Source organism: Burkholderia sp. JKS000303 (genome assembly GCF_002563755.1).
GTDB lineage: Bacteria > Pseudomonadota > Gammaproteobacteria > Burkholderiales > Burkholderiaceae > Burkholderia > Burkholderia anthina_B.
Window position 1 is genome coordinate 3,218,732 of sequence record NZ_PDBZ01000001.1, and the last position, 20,625, is coordinate 3,239,356.

Annotated in this window: 17 protein-coding genes and 1 pseudogene; 9 read left to right on the top strand and 9 right to left on the bottom strand. The window is 64.3% G+C overall.

Going from position 1 to position 20,625, the window contains the following annotated elements:
• Positions 1 to 26: 26 nt before the first annotated feature.
• Positions 27 to 518, bottom strand: coding sequence for a hypothetical protein (locus BX604_RS15455; RefSeq protein WP_098551558.1), 492 nt, complete (start codon positions 516 to 518; stop codon positions 27 to 29).
• A 371-nt stretch (positions 519 to 889) separates the two neighbouring features.
• On the opposite strand from BX604_RS15455, the gene BX604_RS15460 reads away from it, so the two are divergent.
• From BX604_RS15460 to BX604_RS15480, 5 genes and pseudogenes are all read left to right on the top strand, one after another.
• Positions 890 to 1,567, top strand: coding sequence for a response regulator transcription factor (locus BX604_RS15460; protein ID WP_098552895.1), 678 nt, complete (start codon positions 890 to 892; stop codon positions 1,565 to 1,567).
• 35 nt (positions 1,568 to 1,602) lie between these two features.
• Positions 1,603 to 4,350, top strand: a complete 2,748-nt coding sequence (locus BX604_RS15465; RefSeq protein WP_098552896.1) for a type VI secretion system Vgr family protein — start codon at positions 1,603 to 1,605, stop codon at positions 4,348 to 4,350.
• 18 nt (positions 4,351 to 4,368) lie between these two features.
• Positions 4,369 to 6,681 (top strand): T6SS effector phospholipase Tle3 domain-containing protein, encoded by a 2,313-nt coding sequence (locus BX604_RS15470; RefSeq protein WP_098551559.1) that lies wholly within the window; start codon positions 4,369 to 4,371, stop codon positions 6,679 to 6,681.
• Between the two features lie 31 nt (positions 6,682 to 6,712).
• A pseudogene (locus BX604_RS15475) lies at positions 6,713 to 7,084 on the top strand (virulence factor); the annotation flags it as partial.
• A 27-nt stretch (positions 7,085 to 7,111) separates the two neighbouring features.
• Entirely contained in the window at positions 7,112 to 7,330 is a 219-nt protein-coding gene (locus BX604_RS15480) for a PAAR domain-containing protein (protein ID WP_098551560.1), read from the top strand.
• Between the two features lie 82 nt (positions 7,331 to 7,412).
• Here the strand turns inward: BX604_RS15480 and BX604_RS15485 are convergent, their stop codons facing one another.
• Positions 7,413 to 8,966, bottom strand: a complete 1,554-nt coding sequence (locus BX604_RS15485; protein WP_098551561.1) for a methyl-accepting chemotaxis protein — start codon at positions 8,964 to 8,966, stop codon at positions 7,413 to 7,415.
• A 257-nt stretch (positions 8,967 to 9,223) separates the two neighbouring features.
• On the opposite strand from BX604_RS15485, the gene panE reads away from it, so the two are divergent.
• Positions 9,224 to 10,162, top strand: coding sequence for a 2-dehydropantoate 2-reductase (gene panE / locus BX604_RS15490; protein WP_098551562.1), 939 nt, complete (start codon positions 9,224 to 9,226; stop codon positions 10,160 to 10,162).
• Between the two features lie 612 nt (positions 10,163 to 10,774).
• Here panE and BX604_RS15495 read toward each other — a convergent pair.
• The 3 genes from BX604_RS15495 to BX604_RS15505 form a co-directional block, all read right to left on the bottom strand.
• Positions 10,775 to 11,359, bottom strand: coding sequence for a nucleotidyltransferase family protein (locus BX604_RS15495; protein WP_098551563.1), 585 nt, complete (start codon positions 11,357 to 11,359; stop codon positions 10,775 to 10,777).
• Positions 11,360 to 11,567: 208 nt separating this feature from the next.
• The gene (locus BX604_RS15500) at positions 11,568 to 11,963 is read right to left on the bottom strand and encodes a type II toxin-antitoxin system VapC family toxin (protein ID WP_098551564.1); all 396 of its coding nucleotides are present in this window, start codon (positions 11,961 to 11,963) and stop codon (positions 11,568 to 11,570) included.
• Entirely contained in the window at positions 11,960 to 12,199 is a 240-nt protein-coding gene (locus BX604_RS15505) for a type II toxin-antitoxin system Phd/YefM family antitoxin (RefSeq protein WP_098551565.1), read from the bottom strand. The genes BX604_RS15500 and BX604_RS15505 overlap by 4 nt, the downstream gene beginning before the upstream one ends.
• 208 nt (positions 12,200 to 12,407) lie before the next feature.
• Between BX604_RS15505 and BX604_RS15510 the strand changes: the two genes are divergently transcribed.
• A complete protein-coding gene (locus tag BX604_RS15510; RefSeq protein WP_098551566.1) occupies positions 12,408 to 14,468 on the top strand; it encodes a hypothetical protein in 2,061 nt (686 codons plus the stop codon).
• 36 nt (positions 14,469 to 14,504) lie between these two features.
• On the opposite strand, the gene BX604_RS15515 is transcribed toward BX604_RS15510, so the two are convergent.
• The 3 genes from BX604_RS15515 to BX604_RS15525 are packed head-to-tail and all read right to left on the bottom strand — an operon-like array spanning position 14,505 to position 18,187.
• Complete coding sequence (locus BX604_RS15515; RefSeq protein WP_098551567.1) at positions 14,505 to 15,188, bottom strand: Fe2+-dependent dioxygenase; 684 nt, start codon at positions 15,186 to 15,188, stop codon at positions 14,505 to 14,507.
• Entirely contained in the window at positions 15,185 to 15,940 is a 756-nt protein-coding gene (locus tag BX604_RS15520; RefSeq protein ID WP_098551568.1) for a tetratricopeptide repeat protein, read from the bottom strand. Before BX604_RS15520 ends, BX604_RS15515 begins: the two co-directional genes overlap by 4 nt.
• 3 nt (positions 15,941 to 15,943) lie before the next feature.
• Positions 15,944 to 18,187, bottom strand: coding sequence for a TonB-dependent receptor (locus tag BX604_RS15525; protein ID WP_098551569.1), 2,244 nt, complete (start codon positions 18,185 to 18,187; stop codon positions 15,944 to 15,946).
• 321 nt (positions 18,188 to 18,508) lie between these two features.
• Between BX604_RS15525 and BX604_RS15530 the strand changes: the two genes are divergently transcribed.
• Positions 18,509 to 18,748 (top strand): FitA-like ribbon-helix-helix domain-containing protein, encoded by a 240-nt coding sequence (locus BX604_RS15530; RefSeq protein ID WP_098551570.1) that lies wholly within the window; start codon positions 18,509 to 18,511, stop codon positions 18,746 to 18,748.
• Positions 18,745 to 19,164, top strand: coding sequence for a type II toxin-antitoxin system VapC family toxin (locus tag BX604_RS15535; protein ID WP_098551571.1), 420 nt, complete (start codon positions 18,745 to 18,747; stop codon positions 19,162 to 19,164). The genes BX604_RS15530 and BX604_RS15535 overlap by 4 nt, the downstream gene beginning before the upstream one ends.
• 141 nt (positions 19,165 to 19,305) lie before the next feature.
• On the opposite strand, the gene BX604_RS15540 is transcribed toward BX604_RS15535, so the two are convergent.
• A complete protein-coding gene (locus BX604_RS15540) occupies positions 19,306 to 20,601 on the bottom strand; it encodes an aspartate carbamoyltransferase (protein ID WP_098551572.1) in 1,296 nt (431 codons plus the stop codon).
• Positions 20,602 to 20,625: the final 24 nt, after the last annotated feature.

Consider the following 20,625-nt stretch of genomic DNA (forward strand, 5'->3'; position numbering starts at 1 on the left):
GCGGCGTCGGGCCGCCGGCGCGGGTGTCAGGCCGGGCGTTCGAAGCCCGATTCGACCCAGCGCTGGGCACTCGCCTTGTTGAGCTTGAATCCCGGGGACACCTTCGCGTCGGCCAGCAGCTCGCCGTACGGGTCGAACGCCTTCAGCTCCGCGTACGGCTCGAACTCGTCCGGCACGATGTCGAGCGTGACCGATACATCCTGCCCGTCCTCGTCCTGAACCGTCACTTCCTTGTGCAGCATCGCGTGGCGCTGCTGCGCGTGCCGCATCAGCACTTCGGTCGCGGTCTTCACGAGCGTGCGGAACGCGTTCGCGTCCATCGGCTTCGGATTCTTCTTGTCGCGGCCCATCGTCCACGGGCCGACGAGCGCGGGCTCGGACTCGCCGTCCTTGATCATCTCGACGGCCCAGCCGTCGTCGTCTTCGTTCTTGATGACGCGTGCCGTCCAGCCGTTGTCGCGCCAGAGGCCGCTTTCGTGGATGGAGGTGTCGTCGGATTGCAGGTCGGATTCGGTCATGGGAGAAACGGGCGTTCGGGCTGCCGGCGGGCGCGGCGCGCGGCCGGGACCGGCGCACTGCCGACGGCCGGTTGCCCGGAATGGCATGCAAAGGGGGCAATTTTACCCCGCGGGCCGGCCATGCGGCCCGCGGGGCCTCCAACGCTGGCCGTCCGGCCGACTCCGGTTACCGCCGAACGAGCGAATCGGCGCAAATATCAAACTCGTCTTACGTTCCTGAAGGCTGTCCTATACGTCGTCAGATATCCCTGCCGCGCATGGCTTCATAGAATAACGATCGAGATAAAAATATCTTGCTTGTCGATTCAACGCCGATCCGGCTGCGCGCGCATTCCGCGCTACGCGGCCAGGCGAACTTTCTGGAACTGCGCATGGGGAAATTCAGTATTCGCACCGTTTTCGCGTACGACTGGCCGTTGACGCTGGCGGGCATGGAACACCTCGCCGTCGACGCGTGCGCGATCGATCTCGTCGGCGTCTATCGGTCCCCGGGCGAACTCGCCGCGGCGCTCGGCAGCATCGAATGCGATATCGCACTGGTCGACTATTCGATCCGAGCCGACAGGCAGATGGATGGCCTCGCGCTGTTCGAATGGCTGCGGCGCATGCGCCCGAACGTCGGCATCGTCGCGCTGGTCGGCAACGAGAATCCGGTGATCTTCCGCTCGATCCTCGCGCAAGGCGGTGCCAGCCTCGTCAGCAAGTTCGACGAAGTCGGCCACATCTTGACCGCGATCCATTCGAGCTACAGCGGCGGGCATTATCTGTCGCCGCTCGTGCGGCGCGCGCTCGAGTCGCTCGCCGAACCCGACCATCAGCCGGTGAAGCTGTCGGCGCGCGAGATCGAGGTGATTCGCCTGTATCTGGCCGGCGTTCCGATCAAGACGATCGCACAGCGGCTGAACAAGGGCAAGCAGACGGTCAGTGCGCAGAAGATCAGCGCGATGAAGAAGCTCGGCGTGACCAACGATATCGAGCTGGTCCAGCGGGCGGCCGGGCTCGGGTTCGCCGGCAACAGGGCGGCGGTCTGGTCGGGCGGGGTGCAATAGACGTGGCCGGAAGCAAGCATGACGAGAGCATGGCGATGTCGACAGCAACCGCATTCCGGCTTTTTGCGTCCGGTCTGGGCGACTTGAACCGGCGGCCGGTCGCCCTTCATTTCGGGCAGGCGCAACGCGCGGTCGGCCATCTGCTGGCGCTTCACCACGCGGACATCAGCGAAGGGCTGATGTCGGGCATCGACGGCACGCTGACCTGCGTGTCCACCCACGATCATTTGTCACCTGCGCTGTTTCTCGGCCTGCCGGTGTCGGTCCGGCTGACGACCGATCGGGGCGGCGTACGGACGATCAACGCGATCGTGCGCGAAGTGCGGAGCGGTCAATCCGACGGCGAACTGACCGTGTATCAACTGCACGTGTGCGATGCGCTGTCGTTGATGGATCGCCGTACCAACGCCCGCGTGTTCCGGGCGTGCAGCGTGACGGAAATCCTGGCCACGCTGATGAACGAGTGGAAGCTGCGCAGCGTCGCGCTCGCGCGTGCATTCGACTTCGACCTGTCGGGATTGGAGGCCGAACGCTATCCGGTGCGCGAACTCACGCGGCAGGTCAACGAGTCCGACGCACGTTTCATCCGGCGTCTGCTGCGCCGGGAGGGCATCACGGTCTTCGCGAAGGCTGGCCGGGGCGGCGAGCGGCCGACGCATACGCTCATATTCTGCGATGACCCGTATCGCGTGACGGAAGCACCGGCCGGTACGCTGCGCCTTCAGCCGCGCGACGCCGCAGTTGGACAACGTGACACCGTGACGCTGTTCGCGCGCGGCCAAAGCCTGTCGTCCGGCAAGGTGCGCCGTTCGTCCTGGGATTACAAGACGGCCTGTGCGGACGATTCCACGGCCGTCACCGGTCTCAACCAGGGCGAAGCGGGGAACGACCTCGCGCAGCTCCTGACCGACGTCGCGATCGACATTCCGCACGTCGGCGATTCATGGCGCGATCACGACCGCATCACGCGCGACCGGATACTGGCGCACCAGTTCGAAGCCGAACGTTACGACGGGATCAGCAGCGTGCGCGATTTGCCGGTCGGTCACTGGTTCACGCTGACGGGCGATCCCGAGCTCGACATGAAGCCGGTCGATCGTCGCCAGTTCGTCGTCACATCGGTCCGGCACGAGATCCTGAACAACCTGCCGAAGCATCTGACAGGGCGCGCGAGCGAACTCTTCGCGGCGAGCCTGAACCTCGCGCAAACCGCTTCTCTGACACCGGTCGACGGATCGGCGCACGCGGACACCCGCTACGAGAACCGCTTCACGTGCGTGCGGCGTGGCGTGCCGCTCAAGCCCGCCTACGATCCGACACGCGATGTGCCGCCGGTTCACCTGCTGACCGGCACGATCGTCGGCACCGAGGGCGAGGAAGTGTTTTGCGACGAGGCCGGCCGCGTGCGCGTGCGCATACACGGCTTCGATCCGGCGGACCATGCGCACGCGGACGGCGCCGGAACGAACGATTCGGCCGGCGACAGTGCACCCGTTCGCGTCGGGGCCAGCCTCGCGGGCAACGGCTTCGGTGCGCTTTTCCTGCCGCGGGTCGGTATGGAAGTGCTGTTGGGATGTCTGTCGGGCGACCCCGACCGGCTGCTGATCGTCGGGGTGTTGAGCAACGGTGCGAACCCGCCCGCGACTTTCAGCGATACCGGCGCGCTGCCCGGCAATCGCTACCTGTCCGGCATCAAGACCCGGGAAATCAAGGGCCGGCGTCATAACCAGCTTCGTCTCGACGATACCCCGTCGCAAATTTCCGCACAGTTGGCGAGCGAACACGCGCATACCCAATTGAACCTCGGCTATCTGACGCAGCCGCGCGACGGTGGGCACGGAAGCGATCGGGGCGAGGGGGCGGAACTGCGCACCGATGCCGCTGCGGCGTTGCGTGCGGCCCGCGGCATTTTGCTGTCGACCTATGCGCGTGCACGGGCGGCGGGCGGTCAGCTTGATCGCGACGAATTGATCCGATTGCTCGATCAATGCACCGAGCTCTTCAAGTCGCTCGGCGACTATGCCGGCGAGCACGGCGGGCGGGCTGCCGATGCCGCGGGGCAGGACGGCATCGCCGACGCGTTTCGACACTGGACGCCCGGCGGCGCGCAGCGCGGCGAGGGCGACGATGCGTCCGCGTTGATGGCGTTCGGCGCGCAGTCGGGGTCGCTCAACGTCACGCCGAAAACGCATGTGATGTATGCGGGCGAGAACATCGATCAGATCGCGCAGCGGCACGTACAGGTCGCGAGCGGCGAGCGCATCAATCTGCATGCCGGTCGCGGGGTCGCGATGTTCGCGCACAGCGATGGCGTGTCGGCGATCGCGAATCGCGGGAAGGTGACGATTCAGTCGCAGAACGACGATACGCAAGTCGATTCGGCGAAGAACATTCAATTGACCGCGGCTGGCGGAAAGCTGACCGGCACGGCGAGTGAGGAAGTCGTGTTCGTGACGTCAGGGGGCGCGTATCTGAAGCTGCGCGGTGGCGATATCGAGTTGGGGTGTCCGGGGACTTTTACGGTGAAGTCGGCGGGGCATGCGTGGGGTGGGGCGGCGAGTATGGATGTGGACATGCCTAACTTCGGTCAGGCCTCACTTGATCGCGTGCCGAAGCTGATCCGTGCCTCGGATGGTGACGCAGAGCCGGGCTTCGACGGGCGGATTCAAACAGCCTCCAGTGCATTGTCGAATTTGACGACCGACTCGGCGGGTGAACTGCCGGCGGTCGATACCGACGAGTTCGAGAGGCTGGCGGTGCAGTTCCTCAAGAAAAACATATAAGCACGTGCAGGAGTCTGAATGACCGATTCATTTCTCGATTCGCGGCCGGTAGCGGACGCGCCCACTGACGAACCCGCTACTCAGAGCGCTACACCTGACGCACCTGCGCCACGCCCCGAACCGCCGCCGATCATCGTCGGCCGTGTCGAAGGGGTGACGAGGTTCGTGAAGGGCATACGACTTATCTGTATCAAGCAGATGCCCTTGCCCGGGATTGTGATCTTCGTGCATGGCGTGAACTCCGAAGGCGAATGGTTCGATGCGACGGAAGAAGGGCTGTGCAAAGGGCTCAATCGCCGGCTCGGGCGGCTCGATGATCAATTGATGTATCACGGTATCGAAGCCGGGCAATTGACGCCGGCGAAGTACACGGAGAGCGTGACGCCGGATGGGTTTCTGAATCCGGATTTGCTGGCAGACAACTACATCAAACCGGATCCGTCGTTTTCGCCTGTCATTCACTTTCGGTGGGGTTATCGGGCCACTGGCGAAGAACTCAAAGAGTACGGCGACAAGATCTTTCTGAACGAGAAGGACTATTGGGGTGGTGGTCCGTTCACGAACGGCTGTTCGAGCCTACCCGATCTTTGGCACGGCGGTCTGGATGATCGGACGATGGGCTGGATGACGGTGCAAGGCATCAATCCGACCAATCGGCCGCTGTATCGTGCGCCGCCCCGTGCGTATGGCGTGCTCGCAGCCTTGCGATTGGCCAAATTGATCGAGTCGATCCGCCAGATGCAGGCCGACGTACCGATTACTGTCGTATGCCATAGCCAAGGCAATATCGTCGGCCTCACAGCAGCGTTCTTCGGCGACGCATTCCCCGATGTCGAAGATCCGTGGGGACGCACGGGACACTGCGTAGCGGACGCCTATGTGCTGGCGAATGCGCCGTACAGCCTCGCGAATGCAGACGGTCCGTACAAATCCGACACGTTCATGGATACGTGGTCGCAACGCGCGACGAAAGACGCGAGCGGTCATCGTGGACGGCAAAGCTACGCCGCGCGCACCAAAACCTTCGGCAAGTTCCTGTCGATCATCGGCGCCCGAAAAGACTTCGAACAGCCAGTGGAAAAGGTTGATGAAGACATGAAAAACAAGCGGATCTCGCCGACGAGCAACCGGTCCTATGCCGCGCAAGAGGACCGCGATCGGCACGGCTTGAATGGATCGACGTATGGCCGCGTCACAGCGTATTGCTGTCCGCACGATCAGGTGATTTCGGCGGTGACGGTTCAAGGCATCGGCTGGCGCGGGATCAGCAAGCACGAGTTGGACGACATCAGCGCTGCCGGTGTCCTGACGCAGCGCGTGTTCGCATCCGGCTTCCCCGTCGGCGTACAGAAACCCTATCGGTATTGGGAGGATGACTGGCGGCATGGCAAGCAAGGAACGAAATCGGGTTTCTGGTACCCGCCCTCGCCGCCGGCCAAATTCAATTTGATCGGTGCAGTCAAAGGCAACGAGAGTGTTTGGGGGATAGCGGCGACGCTGGCAACTGCCCCGCTCATGTTCGTCGTGACCGGCATCAGCTCGGCATTGAACATGCTCCGTGTAAATGCCGATCCGCCGAAGGGATGGACGGTCGTAGCGGATGCACCGGCGCTGGACGATCCATTCCCGCCCAGGGCCTTGCGATTCGGCAAGCCTGTCGAAACGAAGGACGGTGACGCAGTAAGCGACTTCAACGAAGGCAACGATCCACCTGCTGCATGGCGTGACGCGAGCAAGGCCGATGCGGATAAGCGCGCGGACGATCCATACGACCAATACAAGGCAAAGAACGAGGACAGCATGGCCCAAGGTACGGCAGCAACCGAAGCCGGGCAGCGCTACGAGGATCGCGCGTTGATGCGGATGGAGGCGCGCCGCACGCTGAACACCGAATGGCTCGATCGCGATGGGCATGTGATTGGTGAGGACGGCAAAAGCGAAATGCCAGAAGGCTACAAGGAATGGCGCGACAAGCAGATCGTCGACTGGCTCGATCGCGGCGCGACCAATAGCCCGACGAACCACTCGACGACGATGACCAATCCCGAACACGCTGAAAAGGTGCTTGCATATGACGTAGCCGTGGGGCGGTGCTACCTGACGGAGAAGCAACTCAAATCGCTACGCATTCAGGCGGACTGGCGGATGGGGGACGGGATTCCCGAAACTGATCCGAACAAGAAGTACGTCAAGTATTTTGAATCAGGAAATCTGGACCGAATGCCGATGCACGAGTGGGTACATGCCGAGAATAGCGAAGGCGAGATTCCCGACGCGATCACGGATGAACGCGAAGGCGAGCTCTATCTGAAGGTCGGGGGTGTGATTTGAAAACACTGATCACTACGTGGCCGCGACGTGTAAACCCAGCGACACATCGTCGTCACGCCTTGTTTCGCTCACACGAACGTTGACCGAAACCCTTCCGGAATACGACTACATGAAGCAGACCTTCAACACGGCCGGACTGCTTGGCGACATGGGAACCGGCAGCGCATTGACGAACGTGGCGCTCGCGATCGGCCGCGTCAATCACTACGGCGGCAACGCACTCGTCGCCGGCACGACCGATCCCGAACATCCCGTCGCGGTTGTCGTCATGCCGCCGTCGAAGCTCACACCGATCGATCCGACCAAGGACTGGTTCCGCGCACGCGGCGGAAACAACGCGTACCTCCCATGGTGGGGCCGCCGATACGACGTCGATTACGGAATGCAGGGCTATTCGTGGTGAGGCAGACCAGCGCGGCGATCGCGTTGCATGCGCACGCAACCGCCGCGCAAATCATCCAAAGGAGGATATATGCGTGGAATTATCCGGGTGGGCGACACGTGTTCGTGCCTGGTTCACGGCAAGTGCACCATCGTCGAAGGCGACCCGAATTTCAACGTCGAAGGCCGTGCCGCCGCATTCGACGGACACAAGACTTCCTGCGGTGCGGCGTTGATTTCCTTGCTTGCGGATTCCGGGCGTATCTGAACGAAAACGACCGGGCGGGGCGCCCGGCATCGGAGAGCCGACCCACGGCGTGGGCGGCCCGAACGATGCCAGGCCGATACCGTCAGGCCGGCAGCGCGAACCGCGTGACGGCGTCCCGCAACGTTTCGGCCTGATCGCGCAGCGAATGCGCGGCGGCCGCGGCTTCCTCGACGAGCGCCGCGTTCTGTTGCGTGACCTGGTCCATCTCGCCCACCGCGCGATTGACCTGTTCGATTCCCGAGCTCTGCTCGCGCGACGCATGACTGATCTCGTCGAGGATCTCGTTCACGCGCCGCACCGACTGCACGATCTCGGCCATCGTCTCGCCTGCATGCGTGACGAGCGTCGCGCCGTGCTCGACCGTCTCGTTCGACGACACGATCAGCGACTTGATTTCCTTCGCGGCCGTCGCCGAGCGTTGCGCGAGCGAGCGCACTTCGGCCGCGACTACCGCGAAGCCGCGGCCCTGTTCGCCGGCACGCGCCGCCTCGACGGCCGCATTCAGCGCGAGGATGTTGGTCTGGAACGCGATGCCGTCGATCACGCCGATGATGTCGCCGATCTTGTGCGAGCGGTCGGTGATTTCGTTCATCGTGCGCACGACATCGTCCACCACCGCGCTGCCGCGCGTCGCGACTTGCGCCGCCTGGTCGGCGAGGGTCGCGGCCTGTGCGGCGCTTTCGGCGTTCTGCTTCACGTTCGCGGTCATCTGGTCCATGCTCGATGCGGTCTGCACGAGCGCGGCCGCCTGTTCCTCGGTGCGCTGCGACAGGTCCGTGTTGCCCGACGCGATTTCGCTTGCGCCGACGTTGATGTTCTCGGTACCCATCCGGACGCGCGACACCATGTCGATCAGTCCGCCCTGCATCATGTGCAACGCATGCAGCAGGCTGCCGCGATCGTCATGCTTCACGTTCACGCGCGCGGTCAGGTCGCCCTGCGCGATGCGTTGCGCGGTGTCGAGCGCGACTTCGAGCTCGCCGCCGAGGCTGGCGCGCACGCTTCTCAGCACGAGCACCATCACGGCGGTCGCGACCGCGCCGAGCACGGCCGTCATCGCGAGCCAGCGGCCGATGCTCGCGAGCACGGCGGAGCGCACGTCGTTCATGTACATGCCCGTCACGAGATACCAGTCCCACGGGGCGAAGCGTTGCACCGCGCTGGTCTTGTCCTGCGGCTTGTCGGCGCCCGGCTTCGGCCACAGATATTCGACGAAGCCCTTGCCGCCTTCCGCGTTGCCGGCCTTCACGATTTCGACGAACAGATGCTTGCCGTTCGGATCCGCGAAATTCGACACGTCCTTGCCGTCGAGTTCGGTCTTGATCGGATGCATGACGATCACCGGCTTCGAGTCGTTGATCGAGATGTAGCCGTCGGTGCCGTAGCGCATCGCGGCGATCGCATCGAGCGCCTTCTGCTTCGCTTCGGCTTCCGGCAGCGCGTTCTGCTGCGATAGCTTGTAGTAGTGGTCGGCGACGCTCGTGGCCTGCGCCACCAGTGTCGCAAGCTGGTCGCGGCGATCGGTGATCATCGCCGCGCGGGTCTGCCATGCGCCGATGCCGGCGATCACGAGCAGGCCGAGCCACAGGATGACGATCATCGAAGCAAGTTTCTGGTTCAGGGAGAGGGTGCGCATGGTGAATGAGGTCGGTCGGTCGAACGAGCGCGCCGGAACGGCGTGGCGGGATAAGTCTTTGACGGCGCGCAACGAACGCCGCCGTAGGCGGGAAATCCCTTAGACGTCGCACCACCGCAATGCCATCGAGCGCGGTACGGGCATCTATGCATATACATATTGAGCGTCGCTATACTGTCGGACGATGGCGGTTGCGCTGTTCGCCCGGGAGGCCGGGCGCGGGTGGCGACGCCGAATGAAACCGAAAGGAGGCAACGATGCGGATTCTGGTGGTAGGGGCCGGCGCGGTCGGCGGATATTTCGGCGGCCGGCTTGCGGCGGCGGGGCGCGACGTGACGTTCCTGGTGCGCGATGGCCGCGCGGCCGCGCTCGCGCGCGACGGGCTGCTGATTCGCAGCCCGCGCGGCGACCTGACGCTCGCGAACGTGCAGACCGTACGCGCGACCGATACGGCCGCGCCGTTCGACCTTGTGCTGCTGAGCTGCAAGGCGTACAGCCTCGACGATGCGATCGCATCGTTCGCGCCGTTCGTCGGGCCGTCGACGCTGATCCTGCCGATGCTCAACGGGATGCGCCATCTCGACGTGCTGCGCGACCGCTTCGGCGCCGCGCAGGTGCTGGGCGGCCTGTGCGTGATCGCGGCCACGCTCGATCGCGAGCAGCGGATCGTGCACCTGAACGACACGCACGGGGTGTCGTTCGGCGAACTCGCCGGCGGCGAATCGGCGCGCGTGCGCGCGCTGGCCGACGTGCTAGGCGGCGCGGGCTTCGATGCCACGCTCAGCGACGACATCGCCGCGCGCATGTGGGAGAAGTGGGTGTTCCTCGCGACGCTTGCGGCGAGCACGTCGCTGTTTCGCGGCTCGATCGGCGACATCCTCGCGGCGCCGGACGGCCGCCGCCTGCTCGAGACGATGCTCGACGAATGCAGCTCGATTGCCGCGCACAACGGGCACCGGCCCGACCCGGTGGCGATCGAGCGGATGCAGCGGATGGTGCTGACGCCGTCGCCGCTGACCGCTTCGATGCTGCGCGACGTCGAGAACCATGCGCGGGTCGAGGCCGATCACGTGATTGGCGACCTGCTTGCGCGCCGCGATCCGCAGTCGGCGGATGCGTTTTCGCTGCTGCGGATCGCGTACAACCATCTGAAGACGTACGAGGTGCGTGTCGCGCGGGAACGCGCGGCGGGGTAACTGCGGAAGCGGCTTTCGTCGCGCGGTCGTTCCGGGCATGCGCGGTGCAGCCATCACGCAATGTGCGCGGCAATTCTGCGGGGCGCTATGCAGAAGGCGGGCGATGCGCGCTCGGTCGTCAGCTCGGCATCGGAGTCGATCGGGCGCGGTTCGGCGGCGCGGCGGCCGGCGCTTGTACGGCGTCGTCACGGCGACGGATCGCCGCCCGGCGAAGCGCGCGCATGTCGGCAGCGCAGCCGAACGCAGGCGCCCAGTTAGACCGGATCCTTGCTCGGTGGTCCGTCCGGTTGCTGCGGGTTGTCGTGGGGATGTCCCGGCGGCGGCGGCGACAACGGGTCGTCTTCCGGATCGCGATTCGGGTCGGCCGGGGGCTCCGGCATCGGTGTCGTGTGGTCCATGGAGAACTCGCGCAATGCGTGACGGCGGTGGCGCGGCGCGCCTCGTCTTCGTTATAGGCAATCGGGCGCGCGTTTGCAGCGGGAATCTCGCCGCAGCATGCGAATTGCCGGTGATATTCGCGTCTCCGCGGGTATCGCGCCTAAGCGCGTGACCAACGGGCATGCGCGATGCGCGTTGCGGCCGGCGCGATCGAGGCGGCCAGTGCGGCCGGCGTCAGCGCAGATCCGCCGGCGTATCGACGTCGCGCAGGATGCCGGGGTCGTCGACGTCGAGCAGGTTCACCGGGGCGCTGGCAAAGAGCGTGCGGGCGCCCGTATCGCCATCGAGCGCGGCCAGCGCGTCGTAATGGCGGGCGGCGAAGCCGACCGGATGACCGCGCACGCCTTGGTGCACCGGGGCGACGATCGACGCGTCGTCGGCATCGAGCGCGCGCGTGAGCACTTCGTAGGTGGATGCCGCGATCCACGGCATGTCGGCGAGCGCGACCAGCCAGCCGGTTGCTTCCGGCGTCGTGCGCACGCCCGCGGCAAGGCTTGCACCCATCCCGCGCGTCGCGTCGGGTGCATAGACGACCTGGCAGCCGGCTTCGTTCAGCAGAATCGCGAGTTTTTCGGCGCCGGGACGCACGACGGCGATCACGTCGGCCGTGGCCGCCGCGAGATGGCGGGCGGCCGCGACCGCGACTGGCGTGCCGTCGGGCAACCGCGCGAGCAGCTTGCTTTGCAGACCGGTCGGGTCGAAGCGTTGACCGAGGCCGCCGGCGAGCAGGACGCCGGTGGCGAGTGACGCATAGGACATCGGCGCGGGGGGAGGGAGGCAGGTGGCCCGATTGTGCGGGAGCGGGCGGGGATCGGCAAGTCCGGATGTTACCGATGCGTGGATGGGGTCTTCGGAAAGAATGTCGGTGGGCGGGGGCCGAGACCGGTTTCGCCTGGTCAGACGAATCGCCGGCGGGCCTGAATCCTGATGCAAGCCTGTTGCAGTCCCGCTCCCGGTGATGCGTGGATTACCAGAGCGTCTTGACGTGCGCGTATGCGCGGATTTTTTCGTCGCGGGTGACGAGCGGCGCACCAAGCCGCCGCGCGGTAGCGACGATCATGCGGTCGGCCGGATCCTTGTGGAAGGTGCCGGGCAGGTCGGTGGACTTCGCGGCGATGTCGGCGTCGACGGGCACGAAGCGCATGCCGTCGATCTGCGCGACGGTGGCGAGCCATGCGTCGACATCCATCGTCAGAGCAAGACGATCATTGCGCACCAGCATCGCGATTTCCCATGCGGAAATCGCGGATGCGGCGATCGTGCCTTCTGCGCGAGCACGATCGATCGCGCTGCGGGCCTTCTTGCTGAGCGACGGATCGCCCGCCACCCACCACACCAATGCATGTGTATCCAGCACGATCACTGCGACGCCTCCCAATCATCTTCCGCAATCGGATCAAGAGGATTGTCGTAGCGCATGACCGAGCCGCGCAATATATCCAATGGCTGGGCTTCGCGTGCGCGGTATGGCCGGATTTCCAGCGTCGGCTTGCCGTGGTCGGTGACGATGAGGCTTTCGCCCGACGCTTCGACGAGGCGGAAGTATTCAAGCGCGCGAGCCTTGAATTCGGATTTCGAGACGGGAGCGTGCGGCATCATGATATGAGCATGGTCATTTGACGATGGTCATTTTAGGCTGGGCGCTGGGTCGGTGCAAGCAATCAGTTGGGGTCGGCGACTGCTGTGTTTCGGTGCGGGGGCGCGATCCGTGTTCGGTAAAATGCAGAATCCTGCTCTTGCAACGCAGGTCCCGACTGAGAGAGGGACGCAGGGGCGGATTTGCGTCAATCACAAACAATATCCAACTATGAAAACGTTGCGCAAGCGATTCTGGAAAATCTTCGGTGAACATCCTTTTACGCTTCTGTCGCTGCTCGCGCTTTCGCTTGGAGGTGCGCCGCTGCTACTGTTTTCGGTCAGCGTCGACCAGCTTCCGGAATTCTCTCTAACGGATCTGACGGGCACACTCATCGCCACGTTCGTGGTCGAGATCGGCTTGCTGGGATTGTTTGCCACTTATCTCCTGCTTGCAGGGTTCGCCGCAAGTGCCGCCCTGAATCAGTTTTACGACGACAAGCATGCGCTTTCCGGAGGCGAGATGGGGCCGCCATCATGGAACCAGCATGTCCGAAACAGCTTGTTGCGAGGACGCTTCATCGTGCTTGCGACAATGCTGGCGGGGTTGATATGGGCAGAAGCGTTGACGTCAGTATTCGTGTACTGGACCAGTCCGGCGCTGAACTGGCTTACCGTCGTCGCTTATCTGCTCACCTACGGGGCGTTGATAGGGCTGTTGCTCGACAATCATGCCGTCACGGAGAGTCAATGGACGAAAGTATTGTGGAGTGCCATCGCTTTTGGCGGAGCGGTACTCGGAGAGTTGCAGCTTGCCGCGCATTGCGACGCGACACTGGTCGATCCGGCGCAGCAATCAGGACTTCATCCGCTCGTCTTTGCAGTCTCGGCGCTGGGTTCGGTCGCAAGCCATTGCATCGACTGGTTGGGTCCGCATGCCTGGATCGCGGCAGGCACGTTGCTGGTCGCACTGGGCGCGTCATGGTGCACTTGGTGGATATTGCGTCGTCCGAAGGGCCAGCGCTTCAGCGTGTCAAACCGGGCGTATCGGAGTGGATTGCGCGGTTTCAGTGCGATCCTGATTGCTATTTCACTACTGACGGCCGGATCATGGTTGGCTCGTCATATCGAACTCGATCGATTACTGAAAGGCACTTGGTTGCCGTTGGCGATCGTGGTGATTGCTGCCGCCTTCGTCGGTTCGATATGGGCGGCGCGATCTTTCTTTCGGCGGAGATCCGTGTACGGTGTCGCACCGTCAGCCGGGATGTCGGGTCAAGCCCTGGACCGGTGCGGTCCGTCTCGGTTGACCGTGGCTAAAGTATGCATAACGATCGTATTTTCTTTTTTTACGTCGTTGGTCTTGGTATTTACCATTTTTTTGGTCGGTATGATCAACGCCAAGGATCACTCGCAAATATTGTTCATGGCGATAGCGCTACTGAGTGTCTTGAATTGGGCGGCCTTTTCGACGCGCGGTTGGAAGGATCGTGTCAGTTTAGGTGCCATGGCGGCCGCGGTCATGTTTTTCATGATACCCGTGAGTGCACAGGATCCGATGCTCTTTCCCCGCATGCTCGTCACGACGCTCGGCTTCGGAAACAGACACGCGTCGAGCATGGCATTGTCCGGTCAGCAATGCGCGATGCTGGCGCCATTCGGCATCAGATGTGCTGCGGAAAAGGATAGTTCAATTACGCTGACGCATGTCAACATCGTCAATCGCCTGGGATCTTCGATGGCGATCGAACTCCTGCTGCGCGTTAGGCCGCAGGCAACTGGTATGGTCAACGGACCTACGGCGGCGAAAACCGATCCCAACGGAACGAAGCCCATGCGTTCGGGCAAATTGCGTCGCGGGGAGACGCCTGCTTCGATGGCGGTTGTTACGACGCTTGTCGACAAGGGGAATTCGATTGCGTCGGTGCAGACCTTGGTGTTAACGCCCTCGATTGCCGACGCCGTATCGCGTCAGCGCCAGGTCGGTTGTGATCAGCGGTTGCTCGATCAACTGCAGCGAGTCGTCGAGAAGACCGCCAGGTCCGACGATAGGGCGGTTACACAGCGTGCCGAGCAGGCCGTTGGTGCCAGCACCATAATCGCGTCGAACACCGTCGATACCAGCGGCGCTACGGATTCTGGAGTGATTGTGAGCGGCGACAATCTGGCTTGCGTGCGTGTGACTATCCCGAAGGATCAGATTATCAGCTATACGAGTGCCGGGGAACGAACTTACCGGGATGGCTACTCCGGCTACATTCCCGCTGTGGAGAAGGCGAGTAGCCCCCATTGAACCTGGGTGCCGGTGAGGTCGGATGGTGGATGCCCATCACGCATCCGCCCACTTCCTCAACAGGTTGTGATAAATCCCCGTCAGCGCAATGACCATCGGATCCTTCGCGCCTTTCTCGGCGGAAAGCGCCTGAATCTGCATATCGAGCTGGAACAGCAGCGTGCGGTCGCCGTCGTCGCGCACCATGCTTTGAATCCAGAAGAACGACGCGACGCGCTCGCCGCGCGTGACCGGCGTCACGTGATGCAGGCTCGACGCCGGATACAGCACGAGATCGCCCGCCGGCAGCTTCGCGCGATGCACGCCATACGTATCTTCGACGCACAGCTCGCCACCGTCGTACGCATCCGGCTCCTCGAGAAACAGCGTCGCCGACAGATCGCTGCGCACGCGAAAATCCGTGCCGCGCAGCAGCCGGATCGCATTGTCGACGTGCGTGCCGAACGTCTCGCCGCCTTCATAGCGATTGAACAGCGGCGGAAACACCTTCAACGGCAGCGCCGCTGAAAAGAACAGCGCATGACGCGCCAGCGCATCCTGGATCGCATCGCCGACCGCGCGCGCGATGGGCGAATCTTCCGGCAATTGCCGGTTGCGTTTGGCAAGCGCCGACTGCGCGCCGGACGTCGCGTTGCCGTCGACCCAGTCGGCGGCATCGAGCAACTCACGGCATTGCGCGACCTGCGCGTGCGTCAGCACGCCAGGGACATGAAGCATCATGATTCGAATTCCATCTCGTGAGACGGCAGCCGCAGCGCGGCCGCGCGAAACGCATCGAGCGGCGACGACGCGAGATACGCGCGCATCTTCGCGACGAATGCCGGGGTAGCGGTGGCCGGCACGTGCGCGAGCCACCCGAGCGCTTCGTCGATGCGCCCGCGCGCCGCGAGCAGTCGCGCATAGTTGAACTGGCCGCGGAAGTCGCCGGCCTCGGCCGCGCGACGATAGTGGTCGAACGCGGCCTCGGCGTCGACGGGGACGACCCAGCCGTCCTCGTAGAAACCGCCGATCAGGTTGATCGATTTCGCATGACCGAGCGCGGCCGCGCGGCGAAACCAGTCGAGGGCGTCGGCGCGGTTCTCGTCGACGCCATTGCCGAGCGCGAGCGCCGTCGCGTAGTTGTACATGCCCCAATCGAGCCCGGCCTGCGCGGCCAGCCGATACCAGTACACGGCCACCGGTGCGCAGGCGGCCGTGCCCCAGCCGAACTCGTAGCAGCGGCCGAGCATGTTCATCGCCATCGGGTGCCCGGCGCGCGCCGCGTGCCCGAACCAGCCGAACGCGGCGGCCGGATCGCGCGCGACGCCGCGCCCGTCGAGCAGGTACTGTCCGTAGACGGCCTGCGCGTCGACGATGCCGTTGTCGGCGGCCGCAGCGACCCACGCGGCGGCGCGCTCGGGCGGCCCGGCGAGGATCTCGGCGATCGTGCCCGGCGACACCGACGCGAGGGCCTTCAGCGAGACGGCTTCCATTGATCAGTAGCGCGCGTTCAGCGTGACGAACGCCGAGCGGCCCGGCGCGATCGACGCGTAGTGCGCCGGATACGCCTGATCGAAGTACGTGCGGTTGAACAGGTTGTTCACGTTCAGCTGCAGGTCGAGCTTCTTGTTGATCCGGTACTGCGCCATCGCATCGAAGCGCCAGTACGACGGCACGGCCCGCAGGTTTGCCGGATCGCCGAACACTTCCGACATGTAGAACGCGCCGCCGCCGACGGTGAACTTCGGCGTCACGTCGTAGTTCGACCACATCGTCAGGCTGTGCTTCGGCGTGTTCGGGAACCGGTGGCCGTCGTTCGCGGTGTCCTTGCCGTTGTCGCGCAGCGCGCTCTTCATGTACGTATAGCCGCCGAACACTTGCCACTGTTTGGTGATCTGGCCGGCGACGCCGAGTTCGAGACCCTGCACGCGCTTGTTGCCGACCATCGCGTACTCGTTGTTCGGCAGCGTCACGCGTGCATTCGTCGTGTCGATCTGGAACAGCGCGGCGGTCAGCGACAGCTTGTCGTTCAGCACGTTCCACTTCGTGCCGAGTTCGATGCTGCGGTTCTTTTCCGGCGCAAGCTGATCGGCGTTCGGGCCGACGCCGCCGCGGCCCGGCGTGAGCGACTGCGTTTCGCTGCCTTCGCCGAGCAGCATGCCGGCGGGTGTCGACGACGTCGCATACGACGCGTAGATGCTGCCGTTCTGCGCGGGCTTGAACACGAGGCCGGCCTGCCAGTTCACGAGCGTGTCGTCGCGCGTGGTGGTCTTGCCGCCGTTCGCCGTGGTGTCGGTGAAGCGGGTCGAGTAGTCGTCGACGCGCACGCCGGCGTTGACCTGCCAGCGCGGCGTGATCTCGATCGTGTCGAAGCCGTAGATCGACTTCGTCGTGGTGCGCGCATGCGCGTAGTCGTTGTTGCGCGTGATCGAGCCGGCCCACGGATCGTTCGGGTTCGGCGACCAGAGGCTCGTGCAGTTGTAGCCCGACGGCGCACCGATGCCTTTCTGGCAGATGGTGCCCTTGTCGGTCGCGACCGTGTACGAATCTCGCTTGCCCCATTCGCGTGACAGCTCGATGCCGGTCGTGAAGCTGTGCTTGAACGGGCCGGTGCGGAATTCGCCGAACAGCTCGGTCAGGTTGGCGAGGCTGTTGATCGAGCTGTCGCGGTTGTTGTTGCGGCGCCAGACCTTGCCGTTGACCACGTTGCCCTGGCTGTCGTCGGGCTGCGTCCAGATGTAGTCCTGCGTCGATTCCGTGTAGCGCGTGGTGTTGCGCACCGTCAGGTTCGGCGTGATGTCGTGCTCGATCCTGATCGTGCTGATGTCCGACGTGGTCTTGCGGAAGTCGCGATCGATCAGCCCGTAGAAGTTGTGGCGGTCGACCGGTGCCGGATAGATCGTGTCGACGTTCGCGGGCTTGTTCGACGTCGTGTAGAAGTACGGAATGCCGCTGTCGGGCAGGTCGTCGGTCGACAGGTGGTAGTAGCTGGCGGTCACGCGCGTCGGCGTGCCGAGACCGAACGCGATGGACGGCGCGACGCCCCAGCGCTCGTTGTTGACGGCGTCGCGGCCGGCGACGTCGTTGTTGTGGCTCATCAGGTTCAGGCGGAACGCGGCGTGATCGGCGAACTGCCAGTTGCCGTCGGCGGTGAAGCGGCGATAGCGGTCGGTGCCGAGGCCTGCGCTCGCGGCGGCGGTCGTGCCGAGGTGCGGCGCCTTCGTGATCAGGTTGATGCTGCCGCCCGCGCCGCCGCGGCCGCCGTACGCGCCGTCGGAACCCTTGGTGATCTCGACGCGCTCGGTGTTGAAGATCTCGCGCGTGGTCGCGCCCGTGTCGCGCATCCCGTCGACGAACATGCTGCCCTGCGTGTCGTAGCCGCGAATGAACGGGCGATCGCCGAGCGGGTTGCCGCCTTCGCCGGCGCCGAACGTGATGCCGGGCACGGTGCGCAGCGCTTCGGTCAGGGTGGCCGCGCCGCTGCTCTGGATCAGCGCCTGCGGAATCACGGTGACCGACTTCGGCGTGTCGACGAGCGGCGCGGTGAATTTCACGGACGCGGAAAAGTCGGCCTTGTAGCTGTGCTCGGTCTTCCCCTGGACCTCGATCGGCGCGAGATGGCCTTCGGTGCTGACCGGGCCGGGCGACGGCGTGCCGTCGGCGAACGCAGGGCTCGCGGCGAGCACGCTGCACAGGGTGGTGAATTTGCCGAGCTTCAGCTCTTCAGGACGGGACTTCATGGTGCGCTTCGACCTCGCTGTGTGGCCCGGAAACGGCGCGGTACGGAAAGATGCACGCCGCCGGGAATTATTACGATTTGTTTTCAGGTGGCATTCTATGTAATTTCTTGTTAAATGAGAAGCGTTCCTGTTCTCATTTGTAAGGAAATTGTTGACGAATGTGGCGGAAGGCGCGAAGGCTTGCGGGGCGGGGGAGAGATGACCGAATGGCCGAGTGGGAAAGGCGCGGCGGGCGAATTACAGTGGTTGCTCTTGATCCGTTCAAAATGACAGCAAGATGATAATATGACTGCATTGAAAGCAAATGTAGTGAGGCGCATCATGCCCGTGATCACTGTTCGAAATCTGCCCGACGAGGTGCATCGCGCGCTTCGAATCCGTGCTGCACAACATGGCCGTAGTACCGAGGCCGAGGTGCGCGACATTCTCGAGCAAGCCGTTCGGCCAGGCGGGCGCACCAGGCTGGGCACGCTGCTGGCTGAAATCGGACGAGAGGCTGGCGGCATCGATTTCGAGGTTCAGCGCGACAAAGCGCCAACCGATCCGATGCGCTTCGAATGATCCTGGTCGATACCCACGTCATTTCCGAGCCGCTGCGACGCGAGCCGAGTGCGGCCGTGATCGAATGGCTCGACGCGCAGAACGTCGACACGTTGTTTCTTGCCGCGATCAGTCTGGCGGAGATGCGATTCGGCGTGGCCGCGTTGCCGGACGGGCGCAGGCGAGACTGGCTGCACCAAAGCATCGAGCAACGCGTCGTGCCGTTGTTTCGCGGCCGGATCCTGCCGTTCGACGAGGCGGCCAGCCACGCGTATGCGAGCCTTCGTGCGAAGGCGCGTGCAATGGGCAACGCGATGGCGCCTGCCGATGGGTTCATCGCTGCAACTGCCGCGGCGAACGGCCTGATCGTGGCCACGCGCGATGTCGCGCCGTTCCAGGCAGCCGGCCTGCGCGTGATCGACCCGTGGGCCACCTGACGCCGGGTTGGCCGCCACTGCGTTGCCTGCATCGAAAATGAAAAACGCGCCGTGCAAGGCGGCGCGTCGTGTGCGTCGGCTCGGCGCGCGGCCCTTGAACTGAAGCAGTCTCAAGGGCCGCCGCGCGGCACCGGATGCGGATCAGTCGATCCCGTGAAACACCGCATCTTCCGGCCCGAGGTAGGCCGGCGGGCGCCACGTCGCGTCGCGCATCGAATGCTGGACGAGGTTCTCGACGCCGAGCAGCACCGCGAAGATCGCCATGCGCACCGGAATGCCGTTGTCGGTTTGCCGGAAGATCGCCAGGCGCGGATCGCGGTTCAGGTCGACCGACAGGTCGTTCGCACCGGGCCGGCTGTCGCGCGGCAGCGGGTGCATGATCAGCGTGTCGGGTTTGCAGGCGGAATCGACGAGCGCCTGGTTGATCTGGAAATCCGGCGTGTAGCCTTCGAACGACTCGTCGGTGAAGCGCTCTTTCTGGATCCGCGTCGCGTAGACGACGTCCGCGCCGCGCAGCCCGGCCGCGAGGTCGTTCGTCTGCTCGATCACGTGGCCGTTCGTCGCGATCTGGTCGATGATGTAGGCCGGCATTTCGAGCGTCGGCGGCGACACGAGCGTGAACTTCAGCCCGCGGTACAGCGCGAGCAGCTTGACGAGCGAATGCACGGTGCGGCCGTACTTCAGGTCGCCGACGAGCGCGATATGCGCGCCGTCGACGATCTTGCCGAGTCGCGAGAACTCGCGCTGGATCGTATAGAGATCGAGCAGCGCCTGGCTCGGATGTTCGCCCGGGCCGTCGCCGCCGTTGATCACCGGCAGGTTGGTCGCGCGCGCGAACTCGGCGACCGAGCCTTTCTCCGGATGGCGGATCACGAGCGCGTCGACGTAGCCGGCCATCACGCGACTCGTGTCGTAGATCGACTCGCCCTTCGCCATCGACGAGAACGTGAAGCCGGTCGTGTCGCACACCGAGCCGCCGAGCCGGCAGAACGCCGCGCCGAACGACACACGCGTGCGGGTGCTGGCTTCGAAGAACAGGTTGCCGAGCACGGCGCCTTCGAGCACGCGCGAAATCTTGTGGCGGCGCGCGATCGGCTGCATCACGTCGGCGACGCGGAACAGCGCCTCGACCGAATCCCGCGAGAACTGGTCCACCGAGACCAGCTGTGGCTTGCCTTCGAACAGGAACTGATTCGCGAGCCCCTGTTTATCTACGCTTTGCGTATGGTTCGCGCCGCCCGGTTCCGAGCGCTCGACGATTTCCGATACGAACCGCTCGACGATCTCGGGCATGCCGCGCGATTCCTGCGAATCGTCGGGCAACAGCCACGTATCCAGCGCACGGCGGCTCACGCCGATGCGGTTCGCGAACGCTTCGCGGGTCATGTTGAGGCGGCGCATCGCGTCGCGCAGGAAGGCTTGCTGGGGAACGGTCATCGGCGGCTCCTCGTGGAAAATATA